Origin of the sequence: Streptomyces durocortorensis (assembly GCF_016901035.1) — a bacterium.
GTDB lineage: Bacteria > Actinomycetota > Actinomycetes > Streptomycetales > Streptomycetaceae > Streptomyces > Streptomyces durocortorensis.
Genome location: NZ_JAFEUF010000076.1, coordinates 1 through 24,229 on the forward strand (window position 1 = coordinate 1; position 24,229 = coordinate 24,229).

25 protein-coding genes are annotated in these 24,229 nt (G+C 71.8%); 16 read left to right on the forward strand and 9 right to left on the reverse strand.

Features of this window, described 5'->3' with window-relative positions; all coding sequences use genetic code 11:
• Positions 1 to 10: 10 nt before the first annotated feature.
• Positions 11 to 907: a DUF6777 domain-containing protein gene (locus JS521_RS16655; RefSeq protein ID WP_372448589.1), complete on the reverse strand. Its 897-nt coding sequence runs from the start codon at positions 905 to 907 to the stop codon at positions 11 to 13.
• Positions 908 to 1,076: 169 nt separating this feature from the next.
• Between JS521_RS16655 and JS521_RS16660 the strand changes: the two genes are divergently transcribed.
• From JS521_RS16660 to JS521_RS16670, 3 genes are all read left to right on the forward strand, one after another.
• Positions 1,077 to 1,994, forward strand: coding sequence for a YndJ family protein (locus tag JS521_RS16660; RefSeq protein WP_239487383.1), 918 nt, complete (start codon positions 1,077 to 1,079; stop codon positions 1,992 to 1,994).
• Complete coding sequence (locus tag JS521_RS16665) at positions 1,991 to 2,503, forward strand: DUF1990 domain-containing protein (protein WP_205083776.1); 513 nt, start codon at positions 1,991 to 1,993, stop codon at positions 2,501 to 2,503. The genes JS521_RS16660 and JS521_RS16665 overlap by 4 nt, the downstream gene beginning before the upstream one ends.
• Positions 2,504 to 2,589: 86 nt before the next feature.
• Positions 2,590 to 4,047 (forward strand): lipase maturation factor family protein, encoded by a 1,458-nt coding sequence (locus tag JS521_RS16670; RefSeq protein WP_205083777.1) that lies wholly within the window; start codon positions 2,590 to 2,592, stop codon positions 4,045 to 4,047.
• A gap of 11 nt (positions 4,048 to 4,058) precedes the next feature.
• Here JS521_RS16670 and JS521_RS16675 read toward each other — a convergent pair whose 3' ends face one another.
• Both JS521_RS16675 and JS521_RS16680 read right to left on the reverse strand, forming a co-directional pair.
• Entirely contained in the window at positions 4,059 to 4,235 is a 177-nt protein-coding gene (locus JS521_RS16675; protein ID WP_158991215.1) for a hypothetical protein, read from the reverse strand.
• Positions 4,236 to 4,593: 358 nt separating this feature from the next.
• Positions 4,594 to 6,078 (reverse strand): SDR family NAD(P)-dependent oxidoreductase, encoded by a 1,485-nt coding sequence (locus tag JS521_RS16680; RefSeq protein ID WP_205083778.1) that lies wholly within the window; start codon positions 6,076 to 6,078, stop codon positions 4,594 to 4,596.
• A 229-nt stretch (positions 6,079 to 6,307) separates the two neighbouring features.
• On the opposite strand from JS521_RS16680, the gene JS521_RS16685 reads away from it, so the two are divergent.
• The 5 genes from JS521_RS16685 (at position 6,308) to JS521_RS16705 (ending at position 11,277) form a co-directional block, all read left to right on the forward strand.
• A complete protein-coding gene (locus JS521_RS16685; RefSeq protein ID WP_205083779.1) occupies positions 6,308 to 7,204 on the forward strand; it encodes an RNA polymerase sigma factor SigF in 897 nt (298 codons plus the stop codon).
• A gap of 206 nt (positions 7,205 to 7,410) precedes the next feature.
• Entirely contained in the window at positions 7,411 to 8,646 is a 1,236-nt protein-coding gene (locus tag JS521_RS16690; protein WP_205083799.1) for a PP2C family protein-serine/threonine phosphatase, read from the forward strand.
• Complete coding sequence (locus JS521_RS16695; protein WP_205083780.1) at positions 8,636 to 10,267, forward strand: sensor histidine kinase; 1,632 nt, start codon at positions 8,636 to 8,638, stop codon at positions 10,265 to 10,267. Before JS521_RS16690 ends, JS521_RS16695 begins: the two co-directional genes overlap by 11 nt.
• Complete coding sequence (locus tag JS521_RS16700; RefSeq protein ID WP_205083781.1) at positions 10,264 to 10,707, forward strand: response regulator; 444 nt, start codon at positions 10,264 to 10,266, stop codon at positions 10,705 to 10,707. Before JS521_RS16695 ends, JS521_RS16700 begins: the two co-directional genes overlap by 4 nt.
• A 96-nt stretch (positions 10,708 to 10,803) precedes the next feature.
• Positions 10,804 to 11,277, forward strand: a complete 474-nt coding sequence (locus tag JS521_RS16705; protein WP_205083800.1) for an ATP-binding protein — start codon at positions 10,804 to 10,806, stop codon at positions 11,275 to 11,277.
• Positions 11,278 to 11,313: 36 nt separating this feature from the next.
• Here JS521_RS16705 and JS521_RS16710 read toward each other — a convergent pair whose 3' ends face one another.
• A complete protein-coding gene (locus JS521_RS16710) occupies positions 11,314 to 11,724 on the reverse strand; it encodes a RidA family protein (RefSeq protein ID WP_205083782.1) in 411 nt (136 codons plus the stop codon).
• A 142-nt stretch (positions 11,725 to 11,866) separates the two neighbouring features.
• Here JS521_RS16710 and JS521_RS16715 point away from each other — a divergent pair, with 142 nt between their 5' ends.
• The gene (locus JS521_RS16715; RefSeq protein ID WP_205083783.1) at positions 11,867 to 12,250 is read left to right on the forward strand and encodes a winged helix-turn-helix transcriptional regulator; all 384 of its coding nucleotides are present in this window, start codon (positions 11,867 to 11,869) and stop codon (positions 12,248 to 12,250) included.
• 33 nt (positions 12,251 to 12,283) lie between these two features.
• On the opposite strand, the gene JS521_RS16720 is transcribed toward JS521_RS16715, so the two are convergent.
• Complete coding sequence (locus JS521_RS16720; RefSeq protein WP_205083784.1) at positions 12,284 to 13,453, reverse strand: PP2C family protein-serine/threonine phosphatase; 1,170 nt, start codon at positions 13,451 to 13,453, stop codon at positions 12,284 to 12,286.
• 86 nt (positions 13,454 to 13,539) lie between these two features.
• Between JS521_RS16720 and JS521_RS16725 the strand changes: the two genes are divergently transcribed.
• Complete coding sequence (locus JS521_RS16725) at positions 13,540 to 14,055, forward strand: MarR family winged helix-turn-helix transcriptional regulator (RefSeq protein ID WP_205083785.1); 516 nt, start codon at positions 13,540 to 13,542, stop codon at positions 14,053 to 14,055.
• Positions 14,056 to 14,282: 227 nt separating this feature from the next.
• The gene (locus JS521_RS16730; protein WP_205083786.1) at positions 14,283 to 14,645 is read left to right on the forward strand and encodes an STAS domain-containing protein; all 363 of its coding nucleotides are present in this window, start codon (positions 14,283 to 14,285) and stop codon (positions 14,643 to 14,645) included.
• A 19-nt stretch (positions 14,646 to 14,664) separates the two neighbouring features.
• Here JS521_RS16730 and JS521_RS16735 read toward each other — a convergent pair whose 3' ends face one another.
• The gene (locus tag JS521_RS16735) at positions 14,665 to 15,369 is read right to left on the reverse strand and encodes a (2Fe-2S)-binding protein (RefSeq protein WP_205083787.1); all 705 of its coding nucleotides are present in this window, start codon (positions 15,367 to 15,369) and stop codon (positions 14,665 to 14,667) included.
• 245 nt (positions 15,370 to 15,614) lie between these two features.
• On the opposite strand from JS521_RS16735, the gene JS521_RS16740 reads away from it, so the two are divergent.
• Positions 15,615 to 16,778: a DMT family transporter gene (locus JS521_RS16740; protein WP_205083788.1), complete on the forward strand. Its 1,164-nt coding sequence runs from the start codon at positions 15,615 to 15,617 to the stop codon at positions 16,776 to 16,778.
• Here JS521_RS16740 and JS521_RS16745 read toward each other — a convergent pair.
• Positions 16,748 to 18,088: a transglycosylase family protein gene (locus JS521_RS16745; RefSeq protein ID WP_205083789.1), complete on the reverse strand. Its 1,341-nt coding sequence runs from the start codon at positions 18,086 to 18,088 to the stop codon at positions 16,748 to 16,750. The two genes, JS521_RS16740 and JS521_RS16745, sit on opposite strands and share 31 nt — an antisense overlap.
• Before the next feature lie 152 nt (positions 18,089 to 18,240).
• Positions 18,241 to 18,849 carry a TetR/AcrR family transcriptional regulator gene (locus JS521_RS16750; RefSeq protein ID WP_205083790.1) on the reverse strand — a complete coding sequence of 203 codons (609 nt, stop codon included), beginning with the start codon at positions 18,847 to 18,849 and terminating at the stop codon, positions 18,241 to 18,243.
• A gap of 81 nt (positions 18,850 to 18,930) precedes the next feature.
• On the opposite strand from JS521_RS16750, the gene JS521_RS16755 reads away from it, so the two are divergent.
• The 3 genes from JS521_RS16755 to JS521_RS16765 all read left to right on the forward strand — a co-directional run bounded on the left by JS521_RS16755 (position 18,931) and on the right by JS521_RS16765 (position 21,417).
• The gene (locus JS521_RS16755; protein ID WP_205083791.1) at positions 18,931 to 19,683 is read left to right on the forward strand and encodes an SDR family oxidoreductase; all 753 of its coding nucleotides are present in this window, start codon (positions 18,931 to 18,933) and stop codon (positions 19,681 to 19,683) included.
• A gap of 60 nt (positions 19,684 to 19,743) precedes the next feature.
• A complete protein-coding gene (locus tag JS521_RS16760) occupies positions 19,744 to 20,832 on the forward strand; it encodes a LacI family DNA-binding transcriptional regulator (protein WP_205083792.1) in 1,089 nt (362 codons plus the stop codon).
• A gap of 108 nt (positions 20,833 to 20,940) precedes the next feature.
• The gene (locus JS521_RS16765; protein ID WP_239487385.1) at positions 20,941 to 21,417 is read left to right on the forward strand and encodes an NUDIX hydrolase; all 477 of its coding nucleotides are present in this window, start codon (positions 20,941 to 20,943) and stop codon (positions 21,415 to 21,417) included.
• 22 nt (positions 21,418 to 21,439) lie between these two features.
• Here JS521_RS16765 and JS521_RS16770 read toward each other — a convergent pair whose 3' ends face one another.
• Positions 21,440 to 22,774, reverse strand: a complete 1,335-nt coding sequence (locus JS521_RS16770; protein ID WP_205083794.1) for an ROK family transcriptional regulator — start codon at positions 22,772 to 22,774, stop codon at positions 21,440 to 21,442.
• A 144-nt stretch (positions 22,775 to 22,918) separates the two neighbouring features.
• Here JS521_RS16770 and JS521_RS16775 point away from each other — a divergent pair, with 144 nt between their 5' ends.
• Positions 22,919 to 24,229, forward strand: coding sequence for an ABC transporter substrate-binding protein (locus JS521_RS16775; RefSeq protein ID WP_205083795.1), 1,311 nt, complete (start codon positions 22,919 to 22,921; stop codon positions 24,227 to 24,229).

Sequence of the window (24,229 nt, forward strand, 5' to 3'; positions counted from 1 at the left end):
TAGCGCTCACTCAGGACGGCCGCGTGCAGTGCCTCCGCCGCCAGTTCGGGGTCGTGGGGGGGGGACAGCGAGCCGGGGGGCATGGGTGGGTGGTGGGGGGGGCGGGGGGGGGGGCGCCGGGCGGGTCGTCCGGGGCGCGGTCGCGGCCGCCGCTGTCGCCCATGGCCCGCTCGATCCAGGTGTTGTCGTCGGCGTTGACGATGATCAGGCTGGTGGCCGCCTTGACGCCGGGTTCGACGGCCACGATGCGCGCGGGGTCGTAGCCGGGCCAGCGCTCGCCGCGGTGGGCGACCTTCCCGTCGGCGACCACGGGCGGGCCGAGCGGATTGCCGCAGGCGCAGCGGACGCGGGGCATTCCCCGGCTGTCGACCAGCACGGCGGTGCCCGCCTGGAGCACGGCCTGGAAGGCGGTGGCCGAGCCGGCGCTGTAGCCGTGGTTGGTGACCTGGGCGTCGGCGCGCAGGACGACCGGGGTGAGGGACTTCAGGTAGCCCGGGATCTGTACGGCCTCGATGCCGGCCGCCTCGGCGAAGGCGCTCGCCTTCTTCTCGTCGTCGGTCAGGAGGGTGGTCTGCTTCTCGACGTCGCAGGCGGCGACCGATCGGGTGCCGCCGTAGAGCCCGGGGACGACGCCGGAGACCGGATGGACCGTCCGGGTGGCGGAGGTCGGTTCGGCGTCCGGTGCGCCGGTGGGGGACGGGGAGGCCGCCGCCCGCGCCGTGGACGCGGTGAACGGTCCGGGGCCGGGGGACGCGAGCGGCTGGAGGAGGACGTCCTTGGCCTCCGCGGTGCCCGTGGTGCCCTTCGCCGTGCGGTCGCCGCCGTCGCCGCAGCCGGCCACCGCGAACAGCACCCCGGCGGACAGCGCGGCGAGCGCGGTACGCCGGAAACGTCCTTGTGAGCGCACGGAGCTCTCCTGCCTGTCCCTGGGGAACGGATGGGTGTCACCATCTGTGCCGCACCGGGCACGGACCCGCAAGCGGACGAGCAGCCACCACCCCCGTATTGAACGCGTTCAAGAAACCCTCTACTCTCACACTCAGAACTTGAACACGTTCAAAGCAAGGGGGGAAGTCATGTCCGCACTGGTCAACGTCATCGTGATGCTGGGCATGCTCGTCATCGTGCCGGCGGGCCTGCGGCTGACCGATCGGCCGGAGCTGGACCGGATCCGTCAGCTCTGGCCCTTCTTCGCCGCGCCGGGGGTCATCGCCCTCTGGCTGCCGCGCGGCGCCACGGCCACCGCGCTCGCCTGCGTCTACGCCGTGGGCACTGTCCTGCTCGCCCTGCACGCCCTACGCCGGGCCGCCCGCGGCCAGGACCTCGACCCCGCCGGGATCGCCCTGCTCACCGCACTGGTCACCCCGGCCGTCGCCGCGACCGCGCTGGTCGCCGAGCGTTCGGGGCACGAGCTGTTCGGGTTCGACCTGGGGATCCTCGCGCTGACCGTGCCGCACTTCCACTTCGCCGGATTCGCCGCCGCCCTGATCGCCGGGCTGGTCTGCCGGGTCGCCGACAGCCCGGCGGGCCGCTTCGCCGCGCTGAGCGTGCCGATCGGCACCCTGCTCGTGCTGGCCGGCTACTTCATCGGCGACTGGGCCGAGCTGGTCGGGGCCGTCGTCCTCACGGCCGGCATGTGGACGGTCGGCCTGCTCACCTGGCGCATGGCACGCACCGAGGGCCGGGACCGGACGACCCGGCTCCTGCTGCTCACCTCCGCCGCCGTCCTGGTGGCGACGATGCTGCTCGCGCTGAGCTGGGCGCTCGGTGAGGCGACCGGGCTCCCCCACCCCACCCTGACCTGGATGGCCGCCACGCACGGCCTCGGCAACGCGCTGGGCTTCGCGCTCTGCTCGCTGCTGGCCTGGCGGCGCATCCGCACCGACGACCCCCTCCGCATCGAAGGCCGCACCGGCGTCCTTTCCGACACCGAACTTTCGGACACCGAACTTTCCGGGACCGAACTTTCCGAGACCGAAAGCAGGACCGCATGAGCACCCTCACCTACCCGGAGGTCGGCGCGACCCGGCTCGGCCCGCTCCCCCGGGGCTACCACCACCTTCACCACCGCACCCGGGTCGGCCGGGGCGAGGCGGACTTCGCGGCCGCCGGCGCGGCGATCACCGAGTGGCGGATGCACCGTGCGTCGGGCGCCCGGGTGGAGGCTTCGGCCCGGCGCGCGGAGCCCGGCGGAGACGTCCGGGTCTCCCTGGGCCTGGGCCCGCTCCGCTTCACCGCCCCGTGCGAGGTGATCTGGACGGCGTACGGGGAGGACAACCGCACCGGCTTCGGCTACGGCACCCTGGCAGGGCACCCGGAACGCGGCGAGGAGTGCTTCGTGGTCGACCTCGCGGACGACGGCACGGTGTGGTTCACGGTGCTGGCGTTCTCGCGCCCCGCCTCCTGGTACGCCCGGCTCGCCGGACCGCTGGTGCCGCCCGTGCAGCTCTGGTACGCGCGCAGGCTCGGCCGTACGCTCGGCCGGATCGTCGCCGGGGCCTGACCCGCCGCGACCGGAAAGGCCCCGGGGACCGCCCGGCCACGACCGGCGGGGAGCCCCGGACCGCCTCCGGGCCGATACTGGCAGGGATGGAATGGTTCACCGCGGACGGCTACTGGCTGAGCCGGCTGATCTTCCAGCGGGCCCTGGCCGTGGTCTATCTGGTCGCCTTCCTCTCCGCCGCGCTCCAGTTCCGGGCGCTGATCGGCGAGCGCGGCATGCTGCCCGTCCCCGAACTGCTGCGGCGCACCCCGTGGCGGGCCGCTCCGGGGCTCTTCCGGCTGCACTACTCGGACCGGTTCTTCGCCGCCGTCGCCTGGAGCGGCTGCGCCGTGTCGGTGGCGCTGGTCGCCGGGCTCGACGGTCTGCTGCCGCTGTGGGGCGGGATGCTGCTCTGGGCGCTGCCGTGGGTGCTGTATCTGTCGATCGTCCAGGTGGGGCAGGTCTGGTACGGATTCGGCTGGGAGTCACTGCTGCTGGAGACGGGGTTCCTGGCGGTCTTCCTCGGCAGCGGGGACACGGCGGCTCCGGTGCTGGTGCTGTGGCTGCTGCGGTGGCTGCTGTTCCGGGTGGAGTTCGGCGCGGGGCTGATCAAGATGCGGGGCGACGCGTGCTGGCGTGAGCTGACGTGCCTGGACTTCCACCATGAGACCCAGCCGATGCCGGGGCCGCTGAGCTGGTTCTTCCACCATCTGCCCCGGCCCGTGCACCGGGTGGAGGTGGCGGCCAACCATGTCACCCAGCTCCTCGTGCCCTTCCTGCTGTTCACCCCGCAGCCGGTGGCGAGCGTGGCCGCCGGGCTGATGGTCCTCACCCAGCTCTGGCTGGTCCTGTCGGGGAACTTCGCCTGGCTGAACTGGCTCACCATCGCGCTCGCGCTCTCCGCGATCGACTGGACCCCGCTCGCCGGCCCGCCGCCGGCCCAGGCCGCACCGCCCCTCTGGTACGAGGTGGTCGTCATCGCCGTGACCGCCCTGGTGCTGGTGCTCAGCTACCGCCCGGTGCGCAATCTGCTCTCCCGGCGGCAGGCGATGAACCGGTCCTACGATCCCCTGCACCTGGTCAACACCTATGGCGCGTTCGGCTCCATCAGCCGGATGCGGCTGGAGGTGGTGGTGGAGGGCAGCGCCGAGCCCGTGGCGCATGAGGGGGCCGAGTGGCGGGAGTACGGCTTCCGCGGCAAGCCGGGCGATCCGCGCCGGCTACCGCGCGCGTTCGCCCCGTACCACCTGCGGCTCGACTGGATGATGTGGTTCGCGGCGCTCTCCCCCGCGTACGCGCGCTCCTGGTTCGGGCCGTTCGCCGAGCGGCTGCTGGCGGGCGACCGGGACACGCTCCGGCTGCTCGGCCACAACCCGTTCCCCGGGGAGCCGCCCCGGCAGGTGCGCGCCCGGGTCTTCCGCTACCGGTTCACCGGGCTCCGGGAGCTGCGGGCCACCGGCTGCTGGTGGCACCGCACCTACGTCCGGGAATTCCTGCGGCCCGTCTCCCGGCCGCTGCCGCCTGAGCGGGAGGGCGGGGAGACGGGCCGCGGGGCGCGCCGGTAGTTCCTCGGGGGTCAGTCGATGCCGGGCAGGATGTGCGGCTCGGCCAGGTCGTCCTCGTATCCGGCGAGCCGGATCGGGGCGGACCGGGCCCAGACCTCGATGTTCCGCAGCTTCTCGGGGCGGCCGGGCCGCCCGTGGGTCCGTTCGGCGGGGCGCATATCGCGCTCGGTCAGTTCCGGTGTCGTCACCGCGCACTCCTCTGTGTCGCGTCACCCAGGGCGTCGCCGACGCTCCGGCACCGATGCCGGAGCGCGACCGCCCCGAGCGGGGCAGGGATGGTGGTATTCGGTCGCGGTGGCGCCGGTTCGGGGCGGAACAGCGGCCGGGTTTCCGACCGTGTCCCAGGACGGTCGAGGAACCTTCGTGGGCCCCTCGATGACGTCCGTTCGCCTCAGCCTAACCAAATGAGCGCCGCCGCGCTCGATAGAACGTGTGCGGTAGGTCACTTTCGGCCACCGGGTACAGCGAAAACCCGGCCCAGGAACCATCCTGGGCCGGGTTTTCGGGTGCCGCGCGGAGACCGTCGGGCCGGCTCGGCCGTTCGGGTTACCAGTTCGCGGGGGCGTAGTCCTTGAGGAAGCAGCCGTACAGGGCCTCGCCGCCCTCACCGCGCACGATCGGGTCGTAGACCCGGGCCGCCCCGTCGACCAGGTCGAGGGGGGCGTGGAAGCCCTCCTCGGCGAGGCGCATCTTGTCCGGGTGCGGGCGTTCGTCGGTGATCCAGCCGGTGTCCACGGCCGTCATCAGGATGCCGTCCTTCTCGAACATCTCCTGGGCGCTCGTGCGCGTCAGCATGTTGAGCGCGGCCTTGGCCATGTTGGTGTGCGGGTGGCCCGCGCCCTTGTAGCCGCGGCTGAAGACGCCCTCCATCGCCGAGACGTTGACGACGTACGCGTGCTTCGCGGCGGTGGCGGCCATCGCCGGACGCAGCCGGCTGATCAGGATGAACGGCGCGGTGGAATTGCAGAGCTGGACTTCCAGGAGCTCGATCGGCTCGACCTCCTCGACCGTCTGGATCCAGCTGTTGCTGTCGTGCAGGTCCGGGACGAGGCCGCCCGCGTCGATCGCGGTGCCCGCGGCGATCCGGGCCGGCGAGGCGGAGCCGGTGACCAGGGCGAGGCCGGTGACCTCCTGGGCGCTCAGGCCCTCCTTACGGGCGCCGGGCAGGGCGGCGACCCGGTCGACCGTGCCGCTGCCGAAGGTGCCGATGACCTCGGCGGCGGGCAGCTCACCGGCCGGCAGCGGCGCCGACTCGGCGTTGACCAGTTCGCTGTAGGCCCCCGGGGAGCGGCGTACGGTCTGGGCGGCGTTGTTGATGAGGATGTCGAGCGGGCCCTCGGCGGCGACCGAGTCCGCCAGCGCGACGACCTGGGCCGGGTCGCGGAGGTCGATGCCGACGATCTTCAGCCGGTGGATCCACTCGTCGCTGTCCTCCATCGCCTTGAAGCGGCGGATGGCGTCGTTGGGGAAGCGGGTGGTGATGGTGGTGTGCGCGCCGTCGCGCAGCAGCCGCAGCGCGATGTACATGCCGATCTTCGCCCGGCCGCCGGTGAGCAGCGCCCGGCGTCCGGTCAGGTCGGTGCGGGCGTCCCGGCGGGAGCGGTTCTCCTTGGCGCAGGACTGGCAGAGCTGGTGGTAGAACGCATCGACCTCGACGTACCGCGTCTTGCAGATGTAGCAGGACCGGGGCCGCTGGAGGATGCCGGCGATCTCGGCCCGGGCGGAGGAGGAGGGCAGGACGCCCTGCGTCTCGTCGTCGATGCGCTCGGCCGAGCCCGTCGCCGTGGCCTCGGTGACGGCCCGGTCGTGGGCGGTCTTCGCGGCGCGGCGCTCCTGGCGGCGGCGCTGCTTCACGGTGCGGTAGATCCCGGCGGTGGCGCGGCGGACGAGGATGGCGTCCGGGTGGTCCACCTCGATCTTGTCGAGCTCGTCGAGCACGCTCAGGCAGACGGCCAGCCGCTCCGGGTCGATTCCGGGACCGAACTCCTCGATTCCGGGAGCGAGCTCCGGGCTGTCCTCTGTCACCGTCATTGCCGTTCCTCTGTCGTCTTCTCGCCGCGGGTCGCCGATCACCACGGCCGAGACACCCGGGTCAAGTTTGCCATGGGCGGGTCACTGCTCCGTTCGAGCGACCGGGTGCCGCAGGAGGGGCGCTCGGAAGGCGATCGAAGAAATCTCGAAAAAGATGTGCATGACTTCGCGAAGGCGGGGCAGGCGCTGGTCCGACACACATGCATTGGTCAACAGGGAGGGCGTCACCATGACGACGATGTCGGCGCGAGCCACCGGAAGCACGACGCAGTTGAGCGACGGGCGGATCGGCACGCAGGCAACCGACGTCGCGGGGGAGCTGCCATGGATCGAGGACGCCGGGAAGGTGGCCCCGCAGGACGCCCGAGCCCTTTCCAAGATCTTCTTCGACCGCCTCCAGACGCTGGAGGAGGGCACCCACGAGCACCAGTACGCGCGAAACACCCTGATCGAGATGAACCTCTCGCTGGTGCGTTTCGCCGCGTCCCGGTTCCGCAACCGCGGCGGCGACGACACCGAGGACATCATCCAGGTCGGCACGATCGGCCTGATCAAGGCGATCGACCGGTTCGACCTGTCCCGCGAGGTCGAGTTCGCGACCTTCGCCGTGCCCTACATCGTCGGCGAGATCAAGCGCTTCTTCCGCGACACCACCTGGTCGGTGCATGTGCCGCGGCGGCTCCAGGAGCTGCGCGTGGACCTGGCCAAGGCGAAGGAGCTGCTCTCCGCCAAGCTCGACCGCGACCCCACCGTCAAGGAGCTGGCCGCCCACCTCGACCTCCCCGAGGAGGAGATCATCGAGGGGCTCGTGGCCGCCAACGGCTACTCGGCCGGCTCGCTCGACACCCCCTCCGCGGACAGCGACTCCGGCCAGGAGCAGCGCGCGTACGCCGATGTCCTCGGCGAGGCGGATCCGGGCATGGAGACCGTCGAGAACCTGCACACCCTGGCCCCGCTGCTGGAGCAGCTCGACGACCGGGAGCGCCGGATCGTGCAGATGCGGTTCGGTGCGGAGATGACGCAGTCGCAGATCGGCGCGGAGCTGGGCGTGTCCCAGATGCATGTGTCGCGGCTGCTCAGCCGGATCGTCCAGCAGCTGCGCAAGGGCATGAGCGTCGAGGCTTGAGCCTGCGCGAACCGTTCGGGGTACCTCCCGGAACCAAGCCGTCCGCCCTTCCGGGCGGGCGGCTTCGTGCCGCCTGCTCCACAGCCCCGCCCCAACCGGGCCCGGGGCTCGCATATGCTTTCTGACGATCAGGCCGGACGCACCGTGCCGTGGCACGAGAGGGTGAAGGCTTGACCGAGTCGCCCGTGGGCACCTCGCCGATTCCTGTGGGCACTCCTGGCATCCCCACCCAACAGGTCGGCGTCCCCCACCACCCCGAGCCCCTGCTGTGGAACCTCGACGCGACGATCCTCCTGGTGGAGGACGACGCGGGTGACGCGCTGCTCGTCGAGGAGATGCTCTCCGACAGCGAGCTGGACTCCGCCCTCACCTGGTGCAAGACGCTGGGCGAGGCGCGCACGTTCCTGCGCTCCTCCACCGCGCCGGTGTGCGTGCTCCTCGATCTGCACCTCCCGGACGTCCACGGCCTGGACGCCGTGCGCCAGATCCTGGAGACCGACGGCGAGGCCGCGATCGTCGTCCTGACCGGCCTGGAGGACTCGGGCACCGGGCTCCGCGCAGTCGCCGGAGGAGCGCAGGACTACCTGGTCAAAGGCCGTCTGGGCCCCGAGATCCTCTCGCGTGCGGTCCGCTACGCCCTCCAGCGCAAGGAAGTGGAACGAGCCGCCGCGGCGCTGCGCGCCAACCAGCTCATGGCCCAGGAGAACGCCCGGCTGGAGCGCGGGCTGCTGCCCGTGCCCCTGCTGCGGGACGACCGGTTCCGCGCCCGCGCCCGTTACGAGCCAGGGCGGGTCCACGGGCTCCTCAGCGGTGACTTCTACGACGTCGTCCAGACCTCGGACGGCACCGTGCACGCGGTGATCGGCGATGTCTCCGGGCACGGTGCGGCCGAGGCCGCGCTCGGTGTCTGTCTGCGGGTGGCCTGGCGCACCGCCGTGCTGTGCGGTACGTCACACGTCGAGCAGATAGCGCTGCTGGAGGAGATCCTGGTCGCCGAGCGCTCGGACACGCACGTGTTCGCCACCGTCACTTCCCTGGTGTTCCCGCCCGACCGGCGAAGCGTCCAGGTCCTGCGGGCGGGTCACCCCGGCCTGCTGCTGCGTCAGGGCGTCGAGGTGACGTGGGTGGAGCCCGAGGGCGGGATGGCGCTCGGGCTGCTGCCCGGGGCGGGCCGGTGGCCGACGGTGGACATCCCGCTGTCACCCGGCGCGGGCCTGGTGCTCTTCACCGACGGGCTCTTCGAGGGGCGCGACGGACCGGACAGCCGCCTCGGCGAGGAAGGGCTGCTGGCGATGGCAGGAGCGAACGGACATCTGCCGGCCTCCGCGTTCGTCGACGCCCTGGTGGCGGGAGCCGCCGAAGGAGCCGCGCCGTACGGTGGGCTCGCGGACGATGTCGCCGTACTGCACCTGGCCTGGGGATCGGAAGACGATGAGCACTGACAGCACCAAGGGGATACCGGCAACGAGCCTCGCCGCTCGACTGCCCGTGCAGTCCTGGGTCCATCTGATACTCGGCGGTTTCGTCGTGGTCGTCTGCGGCTGCCTGGTGGTCGGCGGCCTGGTGCTGTCCCGGATGTCGGAACGCACCGACGAGCTCGTCGACCGTATCCAGCCGGCGCGATCGGTCTCCTTCCAGCTGCAGAACGCCCTGCTCGACCAGGAGACGGGGGTCCGGGGGTTCGCCCTGACCGGAGACCGGTCCTTCCTGGAGCCGTACGAAGCCGGGAAGCGCGCAGAGCTGGAGCGACTGGCTCAGGCTCGGGAGCTGGTCGGTGACGACGAGCGGCTCGCGAAGGACCTGGACGCCATCGAAACCGCCGCGGGCCGGTGGCGGCAGGACAAGGCCGAGCCGTTGATCGCGGCGGTTCGGGAGAGCGGTCCCAGCCGCTCCGGCACCACCGCGCAACTCCAGAGCAGCAAGACGGAGTTCGACGGCCTGCGACGCGCTTACACTACCCAGCAGGGGCATCTGGCCGATGCCCGCGACCGGGCGCGAACCGATCTGAACGCCGCGCGCTCCACCCGCGACTGGGTGGTGGGCATTCTCCTCGGCGTTCTCGTGCTGACCATCGTGGCGCTGAGCGTGCTGCTCCACCGGGTGGTGGGCGTGCCGCTGAACCGGCTCCGCGCCGCCTCCGAAGCGGTGCGCTCGGGTACCTTCGACCGCCGGATCGAGATCCAGGGCCCTTCCGACGTTCAGGCCGTGGCCGGTGCGGTGGAGAACATGCGCCAACGGCTCTCCGACGAGCTGGCCGAGACGCAGAAGCGTGAAGACCTGCTCGCGGACCAGACGCAGGAACTGCGCCGCTCCAACTCCGAGCTGGAGCAGTTCGCGTACGTCGCATCGCACGACCTCCAGGAACCGCTGCGCAAGGTCGCCTCGTTCTGCCAGCTCCTGGAGAAGCGGTACGGGACGGAGCTGGACGACCGGGGCAAGCAGTACATCGCGTTCGCGGTGGACGGCGCCAAGCGCATGCAGGTGCTCATCAACGACCTGCTGACCTTCTCGCGGGTGGGCCGGGTCCACGAGGGCTGGAAGCCCGTCGATCTGGGCCAGGCGTTCGACCGCGCCCTGGGCAATCTGGCCGCGGCGGTCGAGGAGTCGGGGGCGAGCGTCGAGCGACCCGAGGAGCTGCCGGAGCTCGTCGGGGATGCCACCGCCCTCATCATGGTCTGGCAGAACCTCATCGGCAACGCCGTTAAGTTCCGCCACCCCGACCGGCCGCCCCGGATCGCCGTCGACTGCGTGCGCGAGGACGAGAACTGGCTCCTGACCGTGTCGGACAACGGGATCGGGATCAAGCCCGAGTTCGCGGACAAGGTGTTCGTCATCTTCCAGCGGCTGCACGCCCGCGACGAGTACGACGGCACGGGCATCGGTCTGGCACTCTGCCGGAAGATCATCGAGTTCCACGGTGGCCGGATCTGGCTGGAGCCCGAACCGGGCGAAGGCACCCGTATCCACTTCACCCTGCCGGTCGCGCCCGAGGCGCCCACCCACACCACGGCGGAGCTGCTCGCTCACGCCCAGCTCACCAGCCAGTCGGGAGACGCTTCATGAACACCCCTGCCCAGCCCATCGAGGTCCTGCTCGTCGAGGACGATCCCGGCGACGAGCTGATGACCCGTGAGGCCTTCGAGGACAACAAGATCCGCAACACCCTGCACGTCGTGCGCGACGGGCAGGAGGCGCTGGACTTCCTCTACCGGCGCGGCGAGTACACCGATGCCCCGCGCCCCGACCTGGTACTGCTCGACCTGAACCTCCCCAAGTACGACGGCCGGCAGGTGCTGGAGCAGATCAAGGCCGACCCCGAGCTCTCCCTCATCCCGGTGGTCGTGCTCACCACGTCCTCGGCCGAGGAGGACATCCTGCGCAGCTACAAACTTCACGCCAACGCGTACGTGACGAAGCCGGTGGACCTCGATCAGTTCATCGCGGCGGTGCGCCAGATCGACGAGTTCTTCGTGACCGTGGTGCGGCTGCCCGGTCGTGCGTAGGATCGGTCCGGATCTCCTGGAGTGGGATCGTTCGCCAGGGGTAGACGCATGGCGGAAAAGGTCTCCGACCTCACTGCGGCGCCCTGGCTGGAGCACATGAACGAACAGGTCACCTCCCCACCGGAAGAACCGGTTCTGGGCCCGGCTTCCGTCGAGGTACCGCCCTCCGCCGAGGTACTGCTCAGCGCCGAGGTCTTCGACGGCGAGCCGGGATGCATCGCGCTGGCCCGTGCGCTCGCCGACCGCTTCCTGACGAGGCTCACGGTGGAGTGCCACGCCCGGATCGGGGAGCACACGCGCAGCGACCTGATGCTGGCCGTCAGCGAGCTGGTGACCAACGCCGACCGTTACAGCCACGGGCCCTACATGCTGGAACTGGAGGGCAACGCGGAGCGCATCAGCGTCACGGTGTACGACAGCAGCACCGCGATGCCCGTGCTGTACGCCCCCGACCCGTCCCGCCTCGGCGGCCACGGCATGGAGATCGTCGTGGCTCTGTGCGACCGGCTCACGGCCGAGCGGGTGCCGGTGGGCAAGCGGATCCGGGCGGAGTTCCAGCTCAGCACCTGAGCCCGCCGGGCTCCCCTCCGACGGCCGACGATCCTCTCAGACGTCGAGCACGGCGGTCGCCTCGACCTCGACGAGGTGCTCGGGAACATCCAGGGCAGCGACGCCCACCAGCGTGCCGGGCGGTACGGGGGTGGTGCCCAGTCGCGCGGCGGCCCGGGCCACGCCCTCCAGGAACAGGGGCAGCTTCTCGGGCGTCCAGTCCACGACGTACACGGTCAGCTTCGCCAGATCGTCGAAGGTGCCGCCGACCGCCGCGAGGGCCGTGCCGATGTTGACGTAACACTGCTCGGCCTGTGCGGCGAGGTCGCCCGCGCCGACCGTAGCGCCCTCCGCGTCCCAGGCGACCTGTCCGGCGATGAAGACCAGCTTCGTTCCGGTCGCGACCGACACCTGCTTGTAGGCGCCGATCTCCGGCAGTCCGTTCGGGTTGACCAGGGTGATGGCCATACCGCCCGCCTCCTCGTTCCGGGGGCCGTGCCCCCATTCTCCACCGGACCGGTCGTTCACCGGTCACTTGTGGTTACTCGGAAACCGTAAGAGAGTGTGGCCTGACATGGAAGAACGCACTTTTCGGTGACGGGGGAACCTGATGGTGACCAAGCAGTTCAGCGGCTCGCCCGAAGACGCGGATCTGCGGCGGGCGGACTCGCTGGCGCGGGAGATCTTCTCCGACGTGGCCAACAAGTGGGCGCTGCTGATCATCGAGGCCCTGGGCGACGGCACCCTCCGCTTCACCGAGCTGCGGTGCGCGGTCGAGGGCATCAGCCACAAGATGCTCACCCAGAACCTGCGCATGCTGGAGCGCTACGGACTCGTCGACCGGTGCGTGCACCCCACCGTGCCGCCGCGCGTCGAGTACACCCTCACCGCACCGGGGCAGGGCCTGCGCCGTACGGTCCACGTGATGTGCGACTGGACCCATGAGCACCTCGGTCACATCGAGGCCTCCCGCCGCGCCTTCGACACTGCCTGACCGACGCTCCCCGGCCCGCCTCTCCCCCGGTCGTCAGCCGTCCTGCCGGCCGAACCAGTCCAGGCACAGCACCAGCGCGTCGTCGGGCGTCTCCGTGCCCCGGTGCTCCGCCAGCTCCCCGAGCATCGCGCGCGGGACGGTGGCGGCCGGCAGGAGCCGCGTCGACTGGATGGCGCGGGCCAGCAGGCGTTCGCCGTACACCTCGCCGAGCGGGGACACCGCGTCGTAGACGCCGTCGCTGAACAGCAGCAGCCGGTCGCCGGGCTCCACGTGGAACTCCTGGACCGTGTACTGCGACTCCTCGAACATGCCGAGCGGCAGCTGCGCCTCCAGCTCCACGCGGCGAACCGTACGGCCGCGCTGCATCCACAGCTGGGGCGATCCCGCGTCGACCACGCCGACCCGGCCGGTCGCCAACTCGAAGTGGAGCAGCAGGGTCGAGACGTGGGAGGCGCCGCGGTGCTGGTCGTAGAGAGCCTGGTCGGCGAGGGCCGCCTGGTCCGCGATGCCGATGCCGGCCCGGCGGGCGTTGCGCAGGGCGTTGACGGCGAGGTTGGTGAGGAGGGAGGCCTGTATGCCCTCCCCCATGCCGTTGGTCACCGCGAGCGTCAGCTCGTCACCGTCGGCGGCCCAGTCGAAGTTGTCGCCGTGTATGGCGTACGCGGGCTCCAGCTGGGCGCCGATGGCGAATTCGGCGGCGGTGCAGGCGCGGGCGGGCAGCAGCTGCCACTGCATCTCGGCGGCGAGGGTGAGGCGGCTGGTGCGGCGGGCGCGCTGGTACACGTCGGTGTCCCGCTCGGCGACCAGGATCTCGTGTCCCAGCAGGTCCGCGACGTGGGTCAGCTCGCCGACCAGCTCCGGGGTGGACAGGGCCTGGGGCAGCCGGACGGTGAGGATGCCGAGCCGTTCGCCCCGGACGGTCACGGGCAGGTGGTGATCGACCGCGTCGTCGTGCCGGACCTGCTGTTCGCGGGGCTCCTGGCTGCCGAACGCCCGGCCCTCGGGGCTGTTGTGCAAGGACAGCGGCTCGCTCTCGCCCTCGGGCCCGTCCAGGGATATCAGGACCCGCAGACCGTAGTCGGCGAGGTACAGCTCGACCGCGAGGGCCCCGTAGGCGCTGCTGAGCTTGGCGCGCAGGGTGGCCAGCAGGGCGTGCGGCGCTGCGGCCCGTACGGCGGCCTCGATGTCCGTTCGTCTGTTCACGGTCTCTCGCGCATTCTTCGTCCTGCGACGTGGTAGGGGCCGGACCCGGGCTGACAAGCGGGGCCGGCGGGTGACACAGTGGGTGAATGCCCCACCGAGGATTCCGCCCGAGCAGTAGCGAACAGGCGTCCACCTACGCCGTCGCCGCCTCGGGGCTGCTGGAGGTGTTGTGGGGCCGGGGCCAGGAATCCGCCGCTTCCGGAACCGTATCGCCCTCCCAGCTCCGTGCCCTGCTGGTGATCGAGAAGCAGGAAGGCACCAATCTGCGAGCGCTGGGCGAGGCCCTGGGATCCCGTGCCCCCTCCGTCAGTCGCCTCTGCGACCGGATGGAGGCGATGGGGCTCGTCCTGCGGGCGCCCAGCCCGACCAGTCGGCGCGAAGTGGAACTGCGGCTGAGTCTGCGCGGCCGCACCCTCCTCGAAGAATACCGGGCTCTGCGCGCCGCCGAACTGAACGCCGTGCTGGAGCGAATGGATCCCGCCGCCCTCGCCGCGCTCACGGACGGCCTCGCGGCCTTCCACGCCGCGGCTTCGGAGCGCCTTTCCCTGCAAAGGGAGACGGCAGCCTCCCGACTCCGCGATGATGTCGCGGACAGCGCCTAGCTTCATCCAGCCCCTGCTTCCGCATCCATCGGCTACCCGCCGTCGGCAGCCGGACGAGCAACCGTCGGGGACCAGATTGTTACCCGATGGAGAATGTTGTCAAATGGCAACTGTTACTTCTATCGTTAGCCCCGTACCCCCGCCGCGACCAGGGACGGAACGACGCCGACCCGGGTCCGGCGACACGGCTCTCCGCTTTCTTCCGACCCGCCCGAGGTGTGCCTTCCGTGCTTTCATCGCCCAACGAAGACAGAGCCGTCAGAATCACCACCCGACAGGAGCGGGACGCATCGGTCCTCACCGTGTCGGGTGACCTCGATATCGACAGCGTCGCACCGTTGAGCCTCGCGCTGACCTCGGCGGCCGACGACGGCTCGGGCCCGGTCGTCGTGGACCTCTCCGGGGTCGGCTTCGCGGACTCGACGACGGTGAACGTGCTCCTTCAGGGCCACACCGCGCTCGGCGGCCGGCTGCGGCTGGCCGCCCCGTCCCCGTTCATGCGCCGCCTGATCGACATGATCGGCCTCGACAGCGCGCTGCCAGTCCTGCCGTCCGTGGACGACGCCATCGACGCCGTACTGCCTTCCTGACGTTGCGGCCTTCCTGACGTTACGGCTCCGCCCGGGCGGAGCCGGGCGCCCGGTCGAACACGCAGTCGCCGCACAGCCCGCCGCCGGGACAGCGCCAGTACAGGCAGCAGCTGCGCCGCCGGAAGGCCGGGCCGTGCGGGGATCCGGTGTCGCGCAGCGCCTCGTCGTCGAAGAGCTCGGCCGCCAGCGCACGGGCCCGTGCGGCCACGTCCGGCCGGTCCTGGGCACGCGCGAACGCGACGAGTTCGCGCACCGCCCCGGCGAGCGCGGAGCCCGCGTTGCCCCGCAGCAGTTGCGGCGAGATGTTCCCGTCACGCCGGAACGCCTCGGACAGCGGGGCCAGATGCCCGTACTGGACCTCCTCACGGATCCGGGCCGCCGTGCCGGGAAGCTCCGCCGTCCCCGCGAGCCACAGGTCGTCCGGCGAGGTGGCCGACGGATCCCAGTGCAGGGCGCCGGGTGTGAGGGCGGGCATCCGCCCGAACAGCGCGGCCGGGCCCAGGGCGAGGGACCAGAGCCGCGCGGCGAGACCGAGATGGGCGATGGAGGCGGCGACCCTGCGCTCGGGGGCCGCGAGGCGCGCCGCGACCCGGTCGACACGCGCGGCGAGGGGACCGTTCTCCCCCGCGTACAACCGTTCCAGCGGCCGGTGCCCGCCGCCCGGCACCGGGGTCGTCCGCAGCGCGAAGAATCCCCCGACCGACGCCAGTAGCACCAGGTCCATGGCCTGCTCCCCCTCGCTTCCCGGTCCGTCCGCGGTCCCGCTCCCGTGACCGGCCGTACGGACACCGGCTGTGCCGTCCTCGCGGCTCACCGTATCCGCCGGGCGACAACTTCTGACGACGGGGGGCGGCAGGACTACCGTCGAGAGGAGGACGTCGGTCCGACAGGCGTACTACTGGGGCAGTAGGCCGAAGTGCAGACTCAAGGACGACGACGTGGGGCCCCGGACGGGACATCGTGGTGTACATGAGCTCCCTTGCGTTGTCCGTGCTGCTGTCACTGATCTCCGCGGTCGCCTACGCGGGCGGGGCGATCATCCAGGAGCGCGTGGCCGCGACCGGTGACAACTCCTGGCACGCACTGCTGCGCAACGGCGTGTGGTGGGTCGCCGTCGTCCTCAACGGGATCGGTGCGGTGCTGCACGTGGTGGCGCTCGCCTACGGTCCGCTCAGCCTGGTCCAGCCGCTCGGAGCGCTGACGATCGTCTTCGCCCTGCCGATGGCGGCCCTGTTCGTCGGGCGGCGGGCGGGAGCGACGGCGTGGCGCGGGGCGCTGATGGCGACGGCCGGGCTCGGCGGGCTGCTGGCGCTCACGGGGAACGCCGAGCCGCACACGCTGAACGGTCCCGAGCAGGCGCTGCTGGCCTCGGTGACGTTCGGGGCCGTGGCCGCGCTCGTCGTGCTCTCCCGGGCGCTGCGCCGGCCGGTCCTGCGCAGCATCGTCCTGGCCACCGGCGCGGGCGCGGCGTTCGGCATGGCCTCGGTGTTCACCAAGACCGTGGCCGTGGAGTTGACGTCGGGTTCGCTGCGCTCGGGCGCGCTGCCGCTGCTGGTGATCGCCGGGCTGGCGGCGGCCGGCCTGTTCCTGTCCCAGGCCGCCTACCGGGGCGCGGGGCTCACGGCTCCGCTCGCGACGGTGACGGTGGTCAACCCGGTGGTGGCCGCCGCGATCGGCCTGACCCTGTTCGGCGAGCACTTCCGGCTCGGCGTCCCGGGCACCGCCCTGGCCCTCTCCTGCGGGGCATTGGCCGCCGCCGGCCTGATCATGCTGACGCGGGAGCGGCTCAACAGGGAGCACGCCGAGGAGGCAGGAACGGCCCAGGAGCCGACCGGCCCCGACACCCGGCGCGCGGCCCCGGCCGACGGCTCGGGCACGCAGGACGCGGACGGCGGCGCGGAGGGGCGTGCGGACGGGCGCCCCGCGGCATCGCCCGCCGTGCCGGAACCCGCGTCGGGACAGCGGCCCGTGGAGCCCACGTCGTCGCCCCTGGTGCCGGGGCGCGCCGTGCCGCAGGTGGAGTTCGGCACGCCGGGCCCGCTCGCGGAGCAGCGGCGGCGCGGCGGAGCCACTCTGCGGCGCTCCCGCTCCGAGCGGACGGTTCAGACCCTGACGCCGCCGGCCCGCAGGTAGGCGAGCGGATCGACGTCCGAGCCGTAGCCGGGGCCCGTACGGATCTCGAAGTGCAGGTGCGGCCCGGTGCTGTTGCCGGTGGAGCCGGAGCGGGCGATGCGCTGCCCGCCGGAGACCGACTGTCCCGCGCGCACGTGGAGCGCGGAGAGGTGGGCGTACTGGCTGTACTTGCCGTCGTTGTGCCGGATGACGACCTCGTAGCCGTACGCTCCGGCCCAGCCGGCCGAGACAACGCGTCCCGGGGCCACCGACTTCACCGACGTACCGGTGGGGACGGGGAAGTCCACCCCGGTGTGGTAGCCGCTGGACCAGGAGCCGGCCTGCCGGTAGGGGGTGCCGGTGCCGGCGGCGACCGGGGAGCTGAAGCCGGAGTGCTTCACGGCCCGCTCCGGAGCGGGCTGCTCCTTCTTGGGAGGCGCCTGCTTCGGAGCTTCCTCCTTCGGCGCCTTCTTTTCGGGTGCCCGCTCCTTGGGCGCTTCCTTCTTGGGTGCCTGCTGCTTCGGGGCGGCCTTCTTGGGTTCGGCCTTGCGCTGGTCCGCCTTGTCCGCCCCGGGCGCGGCCGTCGAAGGCTTCGGGGCGGCCTTCCCGGAGCTCGTCCCGTCCCCCGCCTTCGGCGCCCGGCTCCCGTCGAGGCTCAGCCGCTGTCCGGGGAAGATCAGGTTCGGGTCGTCCCCGACGACGGTGCGGTTGGCCGCGTAGAGACCCTGCCAGCCGCCGCGCACCCGCTGGGCGGACGCGATCCCCGAGAGGGAGTCGCCGCTCGAAACGGTGTACGCCTCGCGCTTGCCCGGCACATGGGTGGGCGTCGCCGCGGCGGGACGCGTCTGCGGCCGCTTGGGCGGCGCGCTCTGCGGCGCGGACGCCTGGACCGGCCGGTTCCCCGCGCTCTGCGCGTCGGTCCCCGGCCCCGGCGTGATCTCGGGCGCGTCGCCGCCCCGGGTGAGCCCCGCCCGTACGGAACAGGTGGGCCAGGCACCGGGGCCCTGGCCGTCGAGCACCTTCTCGGCGATGGCGATCTGCTGGTCCCGGGTGGCGAGGTCGGCGCGCGGCGCGTACTGCGTGCCGCCGAAGGCCGCCCAGGTGGATCCGCTGAACTGCAGCCCGCCGTAATAGCCGTTGCCCGTGTTGACGGCCCAATTGCCGCTGGACTCACAGGCGGCGACCTTCTCCCAGACCTCACCCGAGGCGGCTCCCGCCGAGGCCGCGGTGATGAGCGGGAGCGCGATGCCCGCGCCGCCCGCCGTCACCGTGAGCGAGGCACGGTTGATGCGGCTGGGCTGATATCTGCGGTGCCGTCCGGTCGCGGCCATACGTGGCTCCCCCACTGGCTTCGGTACATCTCGCAAGGGGCAACGTAGGTCCGCACAGTGACTGATCACAAGCAAAACGTGATACTCGGCCGCTCCCGGGCAGTCAGTGGCCGAATACCGCCGCCCTGAACTTCCCTCTCGCCCGGCCGCGTTCAGGCCCCAGGGGACTCCTCCGGCCAGGCCCGCAGGGCGACCTCCGCGAGCACCTCCAGCTCCGCACGGCTCGCGCCGTCGCGGGCCTGCTGGGACATGCCCTGGATGACGGCCGCCGTATAGCGTGCGAGCGCCGCCGCGTCGGCGTGGGCGGGGAGCACGCCCGCGTCGATGTCCGCCTGGATCCGCCGCTGGAAGTCCGTCACGTTCCGCAGGCGATGGCCGCGCAGCACTGCCACCACCTCGTGCGAGGAGCAGTTCTCGGCGGCGCTGAGCACCATGCAGCCGTGCGGCCGGCCGGCCGCCGTGTACTCCGCCGCCGCTTCGCGCAGCATCCGCGCGAACCCGCGACGGGCGGTCGGCTCCTCGGCCAGGGCCCGGTCGCCGAAACCGCCGAAGAGGGTCGCGTACGTATCGACGACCTCCCCGAACAGCGTCCGCTTGTCGCCGAACGCGGCGTACAGGCTCGGCGCGGCGATGCCCATCACCCGCGTCAGGTCCGCGATCGAGGTCGCCTCGTACCCCCGCTCCCAGAAGGTCAGGGTCGCCTTCCGGAGAGCGTCCTCCCGGTCGAAGGACCGTGGCCTGCCGCGCTGTTTCGTCGCCATGCGGCAATTCTATAGCGACCACTAGAGAACGTGTTACGGTCCTTTCTGTAGCGACCGCTAATCAAAAGGGAGGGCGGAGCCATGGGCTCGCTCACGGGAAAGACGGCACTGGTCACCGGCGGCAGCAGGGGCATCGGGCGCGGGATCGCCGAGCGGCTGGGCCGGGACGGAGCGGTCGTCGGCGTGCATTACGGCAGGGACGAAGCGGCGGCCCTGAAGACCGTGGCCGCGATCGAGGAGGCGGGCGGCAGGGCGTTCCCGGTGGGCGCGGAGCTGGCGGCTCCGGGATCCGCCGCCGCACTCTGGGCCGCCTTCGACGAGCACGCGGACGGCGTGGACATCCTCGTCAACAACGCCGGGATAGGCGCGTCGCGGAACTTCGCGCAGATCGAGGAGGAGGAGTACGACCGGCTGTTCGACGTCAACACGAAGGCGCCGTTCTTCCTCACACAGCTGGGGCTCGACCGGCTGCGGGACGGCGGACGCGTCATCAACATCTCGACGGGTCTCAGCCACGCGGCGATGATGCCGGACCTGATCGCCTACGCCATGACCAAGGGCGCGCTGGACGTGTTCACGCGGTATCTGTCCAAGGTGCTGGGCAGCCGGGGCATCACCGTCAACGCGGTGGCCCCCGGGCTCGTGGACACCGACTCCACCTCCGACAGGCTGCGCGCAAGCGACGAGACCTGGGCGGCCGCGGCGTCCCTGTCCACCCTGGGGAAGGTCGGCACCCCGGCCGACATCGCCGACGTGGTGGCCTTCCTCGCCTCGGACGACGGCCGGTGGATCACGGGGCACTGGATCGACGCGACGGGTGGTTCGCTGGCCTGACCGGCTACGGGGGCGGCCGTTCCGTGGAGAGCGCTCTCCGTCAATGCTATAAAGGCGCTCATGACGGATGATCTGCGGTCGGCCGGAGCGCCCACCCTGGAGGACGTGGCCCGGGCGGCGGGCGTCTCGCGCGCCACCGTTTCCCGGGTCGTCAACGGGGTGCGCAATGTCGACCCGGTGATCCAGGAGGCGGTGCGCCGGGCGGTCTCCGTGACGGGCTACACCCCCAACCGGGCGGCCAGGTCCCTGGTCACCCGGCGGGCCGACGCAGTCGCGCTGGTGGTGTCGGGCGCGGGCGTCGAGCCGGAGGCGGCAGAGGAAGCCGAAGGCACCGGGGCGTCCGGGGGCGGGAGTTCATTCACCGCGCAGGTGTTCGCCGACCCGTTCTTCGGCCGGGTGGTGACCGGGGTGGTCAACTACCTGCGGCCGCGCGGGATGCACCCGGTGCTGATGTTCGCCGAGTCCTCGCGGGCACGCGAGGACGTGGTGGCGTACCTGCGGCAGGGCCGCGCGGACGGCGCCCTGGTGGTCTCGACGCACGCCGAGGACCCGCTGCCCGCCCTGATCGCGGAAGCCGGCCTGGCGGCCGTCCTGTTCGCGCGCCCGGCGCGGCCGGTCCCGGTCAGCTATGTCGATCTCGCGCACCAGGACGGCGCGCGGCTGGCGGCCGAGCACCTGATCGGCCGGGGCTGCCGCCGGATAGCGACGATCAGCGGCCCGCTGGACGTACCGGCGGGGCAGGCGCGCCTGACGGGGTTCCGGGACACCATGGCGCGCCACGGGCACGCGTACGTCCCCACCGTCGAGGGGCAGTTCACCCAGGAGAGCGGCGAGGCGGCGATGGAGCGGCTGCTGGCAGAACATCCGGACCTGGACGGGGTGTTCGCCGCCAACGACCTGATGGCGCTGGGGGCCTGCCACGTCCTGCGGGAGCGCGGCCGCTCGGTACCGGGGGACGTGGCGGTGGTGGGCTTCGACGACAGCAGCGCGGCCCTGGCCTGCCGCCCGCCGCTGACCACGGTCCGCCAGCCGGTGGAGGGGATGGCCGCCGAGATGACGCGCCTGCTGTTGGACCGGCTGGCCCGGCCGGACGGGCCGGTGACCTCCGTGATCTTCGAACCGGAGCTGGTGGTGCGGGGGTCGGCCTGAACGGGGTTCCCTTCAGGGACTGTTGGACGGGTCTCACCGGCGTGCGCGACGACGTTCCCTCCGGGGCCTGTTGGGCGGGGCTCACCGACGTACGCCAGAATGCCGTTCATGGCGTCTTCCTTGCCCTCTTCCCCGCCCCGCGTCCGGGTCGCCGCCTATGTGATCCGGCGTCACCCCTCCCCTGCACTGCTGGTGTTCGACCATCTGGACTTCCCCGATGCCGGCACCCAGGTGCCCGCGGGTGGTGTCGCGCCCGGCGAGGATCCGGAGCGGGCCGTCCTGCGCGAGGTCGCCGAGGAGACCGGGCTGAGGGGAGCCCGCGTCGTCCGCCGGATCGCGGTGGACGGGCGGCCGCATCCCGAGACGGGGCGGCCCCGGCTGACCACCTATCTGCTGCTCGACGCCCCGCCGGACGGCCCTGCGGAGTGGGAGCACCGGGTCCGCGGGGACGGGGGCGACGCGGGCATGCGGTTCGTCTGCCGGTTCGCGCCGCTCCCCCTTGCGTACCCGCTCGCCGACGCCCAGGACGCGCACCTGGGCCGGGTGGACCCGGGCTGGGGCGCGACGGGCGGCGCGGTGGGCTGACCCCCGACCGCGGCGCGCCCTCTCAGCTCATCGCGGTCCGGTGCCGTTCCCGTACCGCCTCGACGGCCGTACGCGGTGGAGTGCCCGACCCGCCAGGCCCCGGACGGCTGCCGCCCCGGGTGAGGAAGTCCGCGAGCGGGAGCGTGGCCGCGCCCACCGTGACCGCGTCCGGGCCCAGGCGGCCCATCTCGATGGTGGTTCGGGCCGCCGCGTGACTCAGGGCGTACTCGTTCGCGTACCGGCGGATCTCCGGCAGCAGGCGGGGGCCGAGGAGCAGGCCCGCCCAGCCGCCGATCAGGATGCGCTCGGGCAGGAAGAGGTTGATCAGGTCGGCGAGGGCCGCGCCCAGGCATTCGGCGGTCTCGTCGAGGAGCGAGAGCGCCACCGGGTCCGGGGTGGCGCCCCGGCGCGCCGGAAAGGCGGCGGCTAGCAGTGCGGCGAGCGCGGTCTCGTCGTCGGCGTCCTCGGGCAGCGGGCCGCCCGCCTCGCGCCAGCGCTCGCGCAGGGCTTCCGCGCCCGCGTACGCCTCCAGGCAGCCGATGGAGCCGCAGCGGCACCGGCGGCCGCGCAGCTGGACGGTGGTGTGGCCCCATTCGAGGGCGAGGCTCATGCGGTCCTCGTCGAGGATGTCGCCGTGGTCGACGCAGGCGCCCACACCCGAGCCGATGAGGGCGATGGCGGCGGCGCCCGCGCCCCGGCCGCCGCCGAACCACATCTCGGCCTGGCCGAGCGTCCTGGCCCCGTTGTCGATGAACAGCGGCACCTCGGGCGGCACGTCGACCGCCTCGCGCAGCAACTGCTCGAAGGGGACCGCGCGCCAGCCGATCGTCTGGCCGTGCACCACCGCGCCGCGCGTGCCGTCGGGGCCTTCGGGGCCGTCGCGCTCGATGATGCCGGGAACCCCGATGCCGATGCCGAGCAGTCGGCGCGGGTCGGCGCCCGCGTTGCGCAGCACGTCAGCGACGCCGGTGCGGACATGGGCGACGATGCGCTCGACGTCGTAACCGTGCTGGGCCAACAGCCTTTCGGTGCGGGCCAGTTCGGTGAGGGAGAGGTCGAACAGCTCGACGCGGACCCGGGTCTCGCCGATGTCGATGCCGACGAGGAGGCCGCCGTCCGGAGCGACGCGCAGCAGCGTCCGGGGGCGACCGCCGTCCGAGTCGACGACGCCGGCCTCCTCCAGCAGGCCCTCGGCGGAGAGCTCCGCGACGACGTTGCTGATGGAGCCTGAACTCAGGCCCGTGACAGGGCCGAGCTCCTGACGGCTCAACGGGCCGTCGAAATACAACCGTTGCAATACCCGCGCCCGGTTGCCCCGCCGCAGGTCACGCACGGTTCGTCTGTTGCGCTCGGCCATGGTGCTCCTTCCCGTCCAGGAACATACCCCGGCCCAAGGCCTTGACGCGACCTTCTCTCACCTCTTAAATCACGGCATAAATTAAGTCATGGAGGCCGTTCGGTTCACGAACGCACAGCCACCCCCGGAAAGGGGCCACCTCTCATGCGTCATCTCAGAGCCGCAAGCGCCGTCACCCTCGTCCTCTCCATCGCCGTGGCCGCCACCGGCTGCGGTGGAGGGACCACGTCGGGCGGCAGCAACGAGTCGCCGAAGATCCTCACCTACTGGGCGTCCAACCAGGGCCCCAGCATCGAGGCCGACAAGAAGATCCTCACTCCCGAGCTGAAGAAGTTCGAGAAGGAGACCGGGATCAAGGTGAAGCTGGAGGTCGTGCCGTGGGCCGACCTGCTGAACCGGATCCTCGCCGCCACCACCTCCGGTCAGGGCCCGGACGTGCTGAACATCGGCAACACCTGGTCGGCCTCGCTCCAGGCGACCGGCGCGCTCCTGCCGTGGGACGACAAGAACTTCGAGGCGATCGGCGGCCGGGGCCGCTTCGTCGACTCGGCGGTCGCCTCGGCCGGCAAGGAGGGCGAACCGCCCGCCGCCGTGCCGCTGTACTCGCTGGCGTACGCCCTCTACTACAACAAGAAGATGTTCGCCGAGGCGGGCGTCGAGAAGCCGCCGGCCACCTGGGACGAGCTGGTCGAGACCGGCAAGAGGATATCCAAGGACGGCAAGTGGGGGCTTGGCGCCGAGGGCGGCAACCTCTCCAACAACATCCACCAGACCTTCGTCCTGGGCCAGCAGCACGGCGCCGACTTCTTCGACGCGGACGGCAAGGCGACGTTCACCTCGGACGGTGCGGTCGCGGCGGTGAAGCAGTACGTCGACTTCATGGCCAAGGACAAGATCATCGCCCCGGGCAACGCCGAGTACGCCCAGAACCAGTCCCTCACCGACTTCGCCAAGGGCAAGACCGCGATGGTGCTGTGGCAGGCGGCCGCCTCCACCTTCGCCGCCCAGGGCATGAAGCCGGAGGACTGGGGCGCGGCCCCGGTGCCGGTCCCCTCGGGGGCCCCGGGCACCGGCAAGCAGGTCAACTCCATGGTGGCCGGCATCAACATGGCCGTCTTCAAGAACACCAAGAACATCGACGGCGCGAAGAAGTTCGTGAAGTTCATGACGAGCGACGCCGAGCAGAAGCTGCTCAACAAGACCTACGGCTCCATCCCGCCGGTCAAGGCCGCCCAGGCCGACGCCGCGTTCGGGGCCCCTGACCTCAAGGTCCTGCGCGACACCCTCGCCACCAGCGCCGCCCCGCTCCCCCAGGTCCCCAACGAGTCGCAGTTCGAGACGGCCGTGGGCACGGCCGTCAAGGAACTGTGGGCGGACGCGGCGGCCGGACGCCCCGTGACCGAGACGTCGGTCAAGGAGCGCCTGGAAAAGGCCCAGCAGACGATGCAGCAGTGA

Excerpts from the sequence above, each read along its gene's own strand:
- JS521_RS16745 (WP_205083789.1), bottom strand. The coding sequence starts at position 18,088 with ATGGCCGCGACCGGACGGCACCGCAGATATCAGCCCAGCCGCATCAAC.
- JS521_RS16755 (WP_205083791.1), top strand. The coding sequence starts at position 18,931 with ATGGGCTCGCTCACGGGAAAGACGGCACTGGTCACCGGCGGCAGCAGG.
- JS521_RS16765 (WP_239487385.1), top strand. The coding sequence starts at position 20,941 with ATGGCGTCTTCCTTGCCCTCTTCCCCGCCCCGCGTCCGGGTCGCCGCC.
- JS521_RS16770 (WP_205083794.1), bottom strand. The coding sequence starts at position 22,774 with ATGGCCGAGCGCAACAGACGAACCGTGCGTGACCTGCGGCGGGGCAAC.
- JS521_RS16665 (WP_205083776.1), top strand. The coding sequence starts at position 1,991 with ATGAGCACCCTCACCTACCCGGAGGTCGGCGCGACCCGGCTCGGCCCG.
- JS521_RS16725 (WP_205083785.1), top strand. The coding sequence starts at position 13,540 with ATGCCCCACCGAGGATTCCGCCCGAGCAGTAGCGAACAGGCGTCCACC.
- JS521_RS16760 (WP_205083792.1), top strand. The coding sequence starts at position 19,744 with ATGACGGATGATCTGCGGTCGGCCGGAGCGCCCACCCTGGAGGACGTG.
- JS521_RS16670 (WP_205083777.1), top strand. The coding sequence starts at position 2,590 with ATGGAATGGTTCACCGCGGACGGCTACTGGCTGAGCCGGCTGATCTTC.
- JS521_RS16685 (WP_205083779.1), top strand. The coding sequence starts at position 6,308 with ATGACGACGATGTCGGCGCGAGCCACCGGAAGCACGACGCAGTTGAGC.
- JS521_RS16700 (WP_205083781.1), top strand. The coding sequence starts at position 10,264 with ATGAACACCCCTGCCCAGCCCATCGAGGTCCTGCTCGTCGAGGACGAT.
- JS521_RS16680 (WP_205083778.1), bottom strand. The coding sequence starts at position 6,078 with ATGACGGTGACAGAGGACAGCCCGGAGCTCGCTCCCGGAATCGAGGAG.
- JS521_RS16735 (WP_205083787.1), bottom strand. The coding sequence starts at position 15,369 with ATGGACCTGGTGCTACTGGCGTCGGTCGGGGGATTCTTCGCGCTGCGG.
- JS521_RS16705 (WP_205083800.1), top strand. The coding sequence starts at position 10,804 with ATGAACGAACAGGTCACCTCCCCACCGGAAGAACCGGTTCTGGGCCCG.
- JS521_RS16775 (WP_205083795.1), top strand. The coding sequence starts at position 22,919 with ATGCGTCATCTCAGAGCCGCAAGCGCCGTCACCCTCGTCCTCTCCATC.
- JS521_RS16715 (WP_205083783.1), top strand. The coding sequence starts at position 11,867 with ATGGTGACCAAGCAGTTCAGCGGCTCGCCCGAAGACGCGGATCTGCGG.
- JS521_RS16750 (WP_205083790.1), bottom strand. The coding sequence starts at position 18,849 with ATGGCGACGAAACAGCGCGGCAGGCCACGGTCCTTCGACCGGGAGGAC.
- JS521_RS16695 (WP_205083780.1), top strand. The coding sequence starts at position 8,636 with ATGAGCACTGACAGCACCAAGGGGATACCGGCAACGAGCCTCGCCGCT.
- JS521_RS16710 (WP_205083782.1), bottom strand. The coding sequence starts at position 11,724 with ATGGCCATCACCCTGGTCAACCCGAACGGACTGCCGGAGATCGGCGCC.
- JS521_RS16660 (WP_239487383.1), top strand. The coding sequence starts at position 1,077 with ATGTCCGCACTGGTCAACGTCATCGTGATGCTGGGCATGCTCGTCATC.
- JS521_RS16740 (WP_205083788.1), top strand. The coding sequence starts at position 15,615 with ATGAGCTCCCTTGCGTTGTCCGTGCTGCTGTCACTGATCTCCGCGGTC.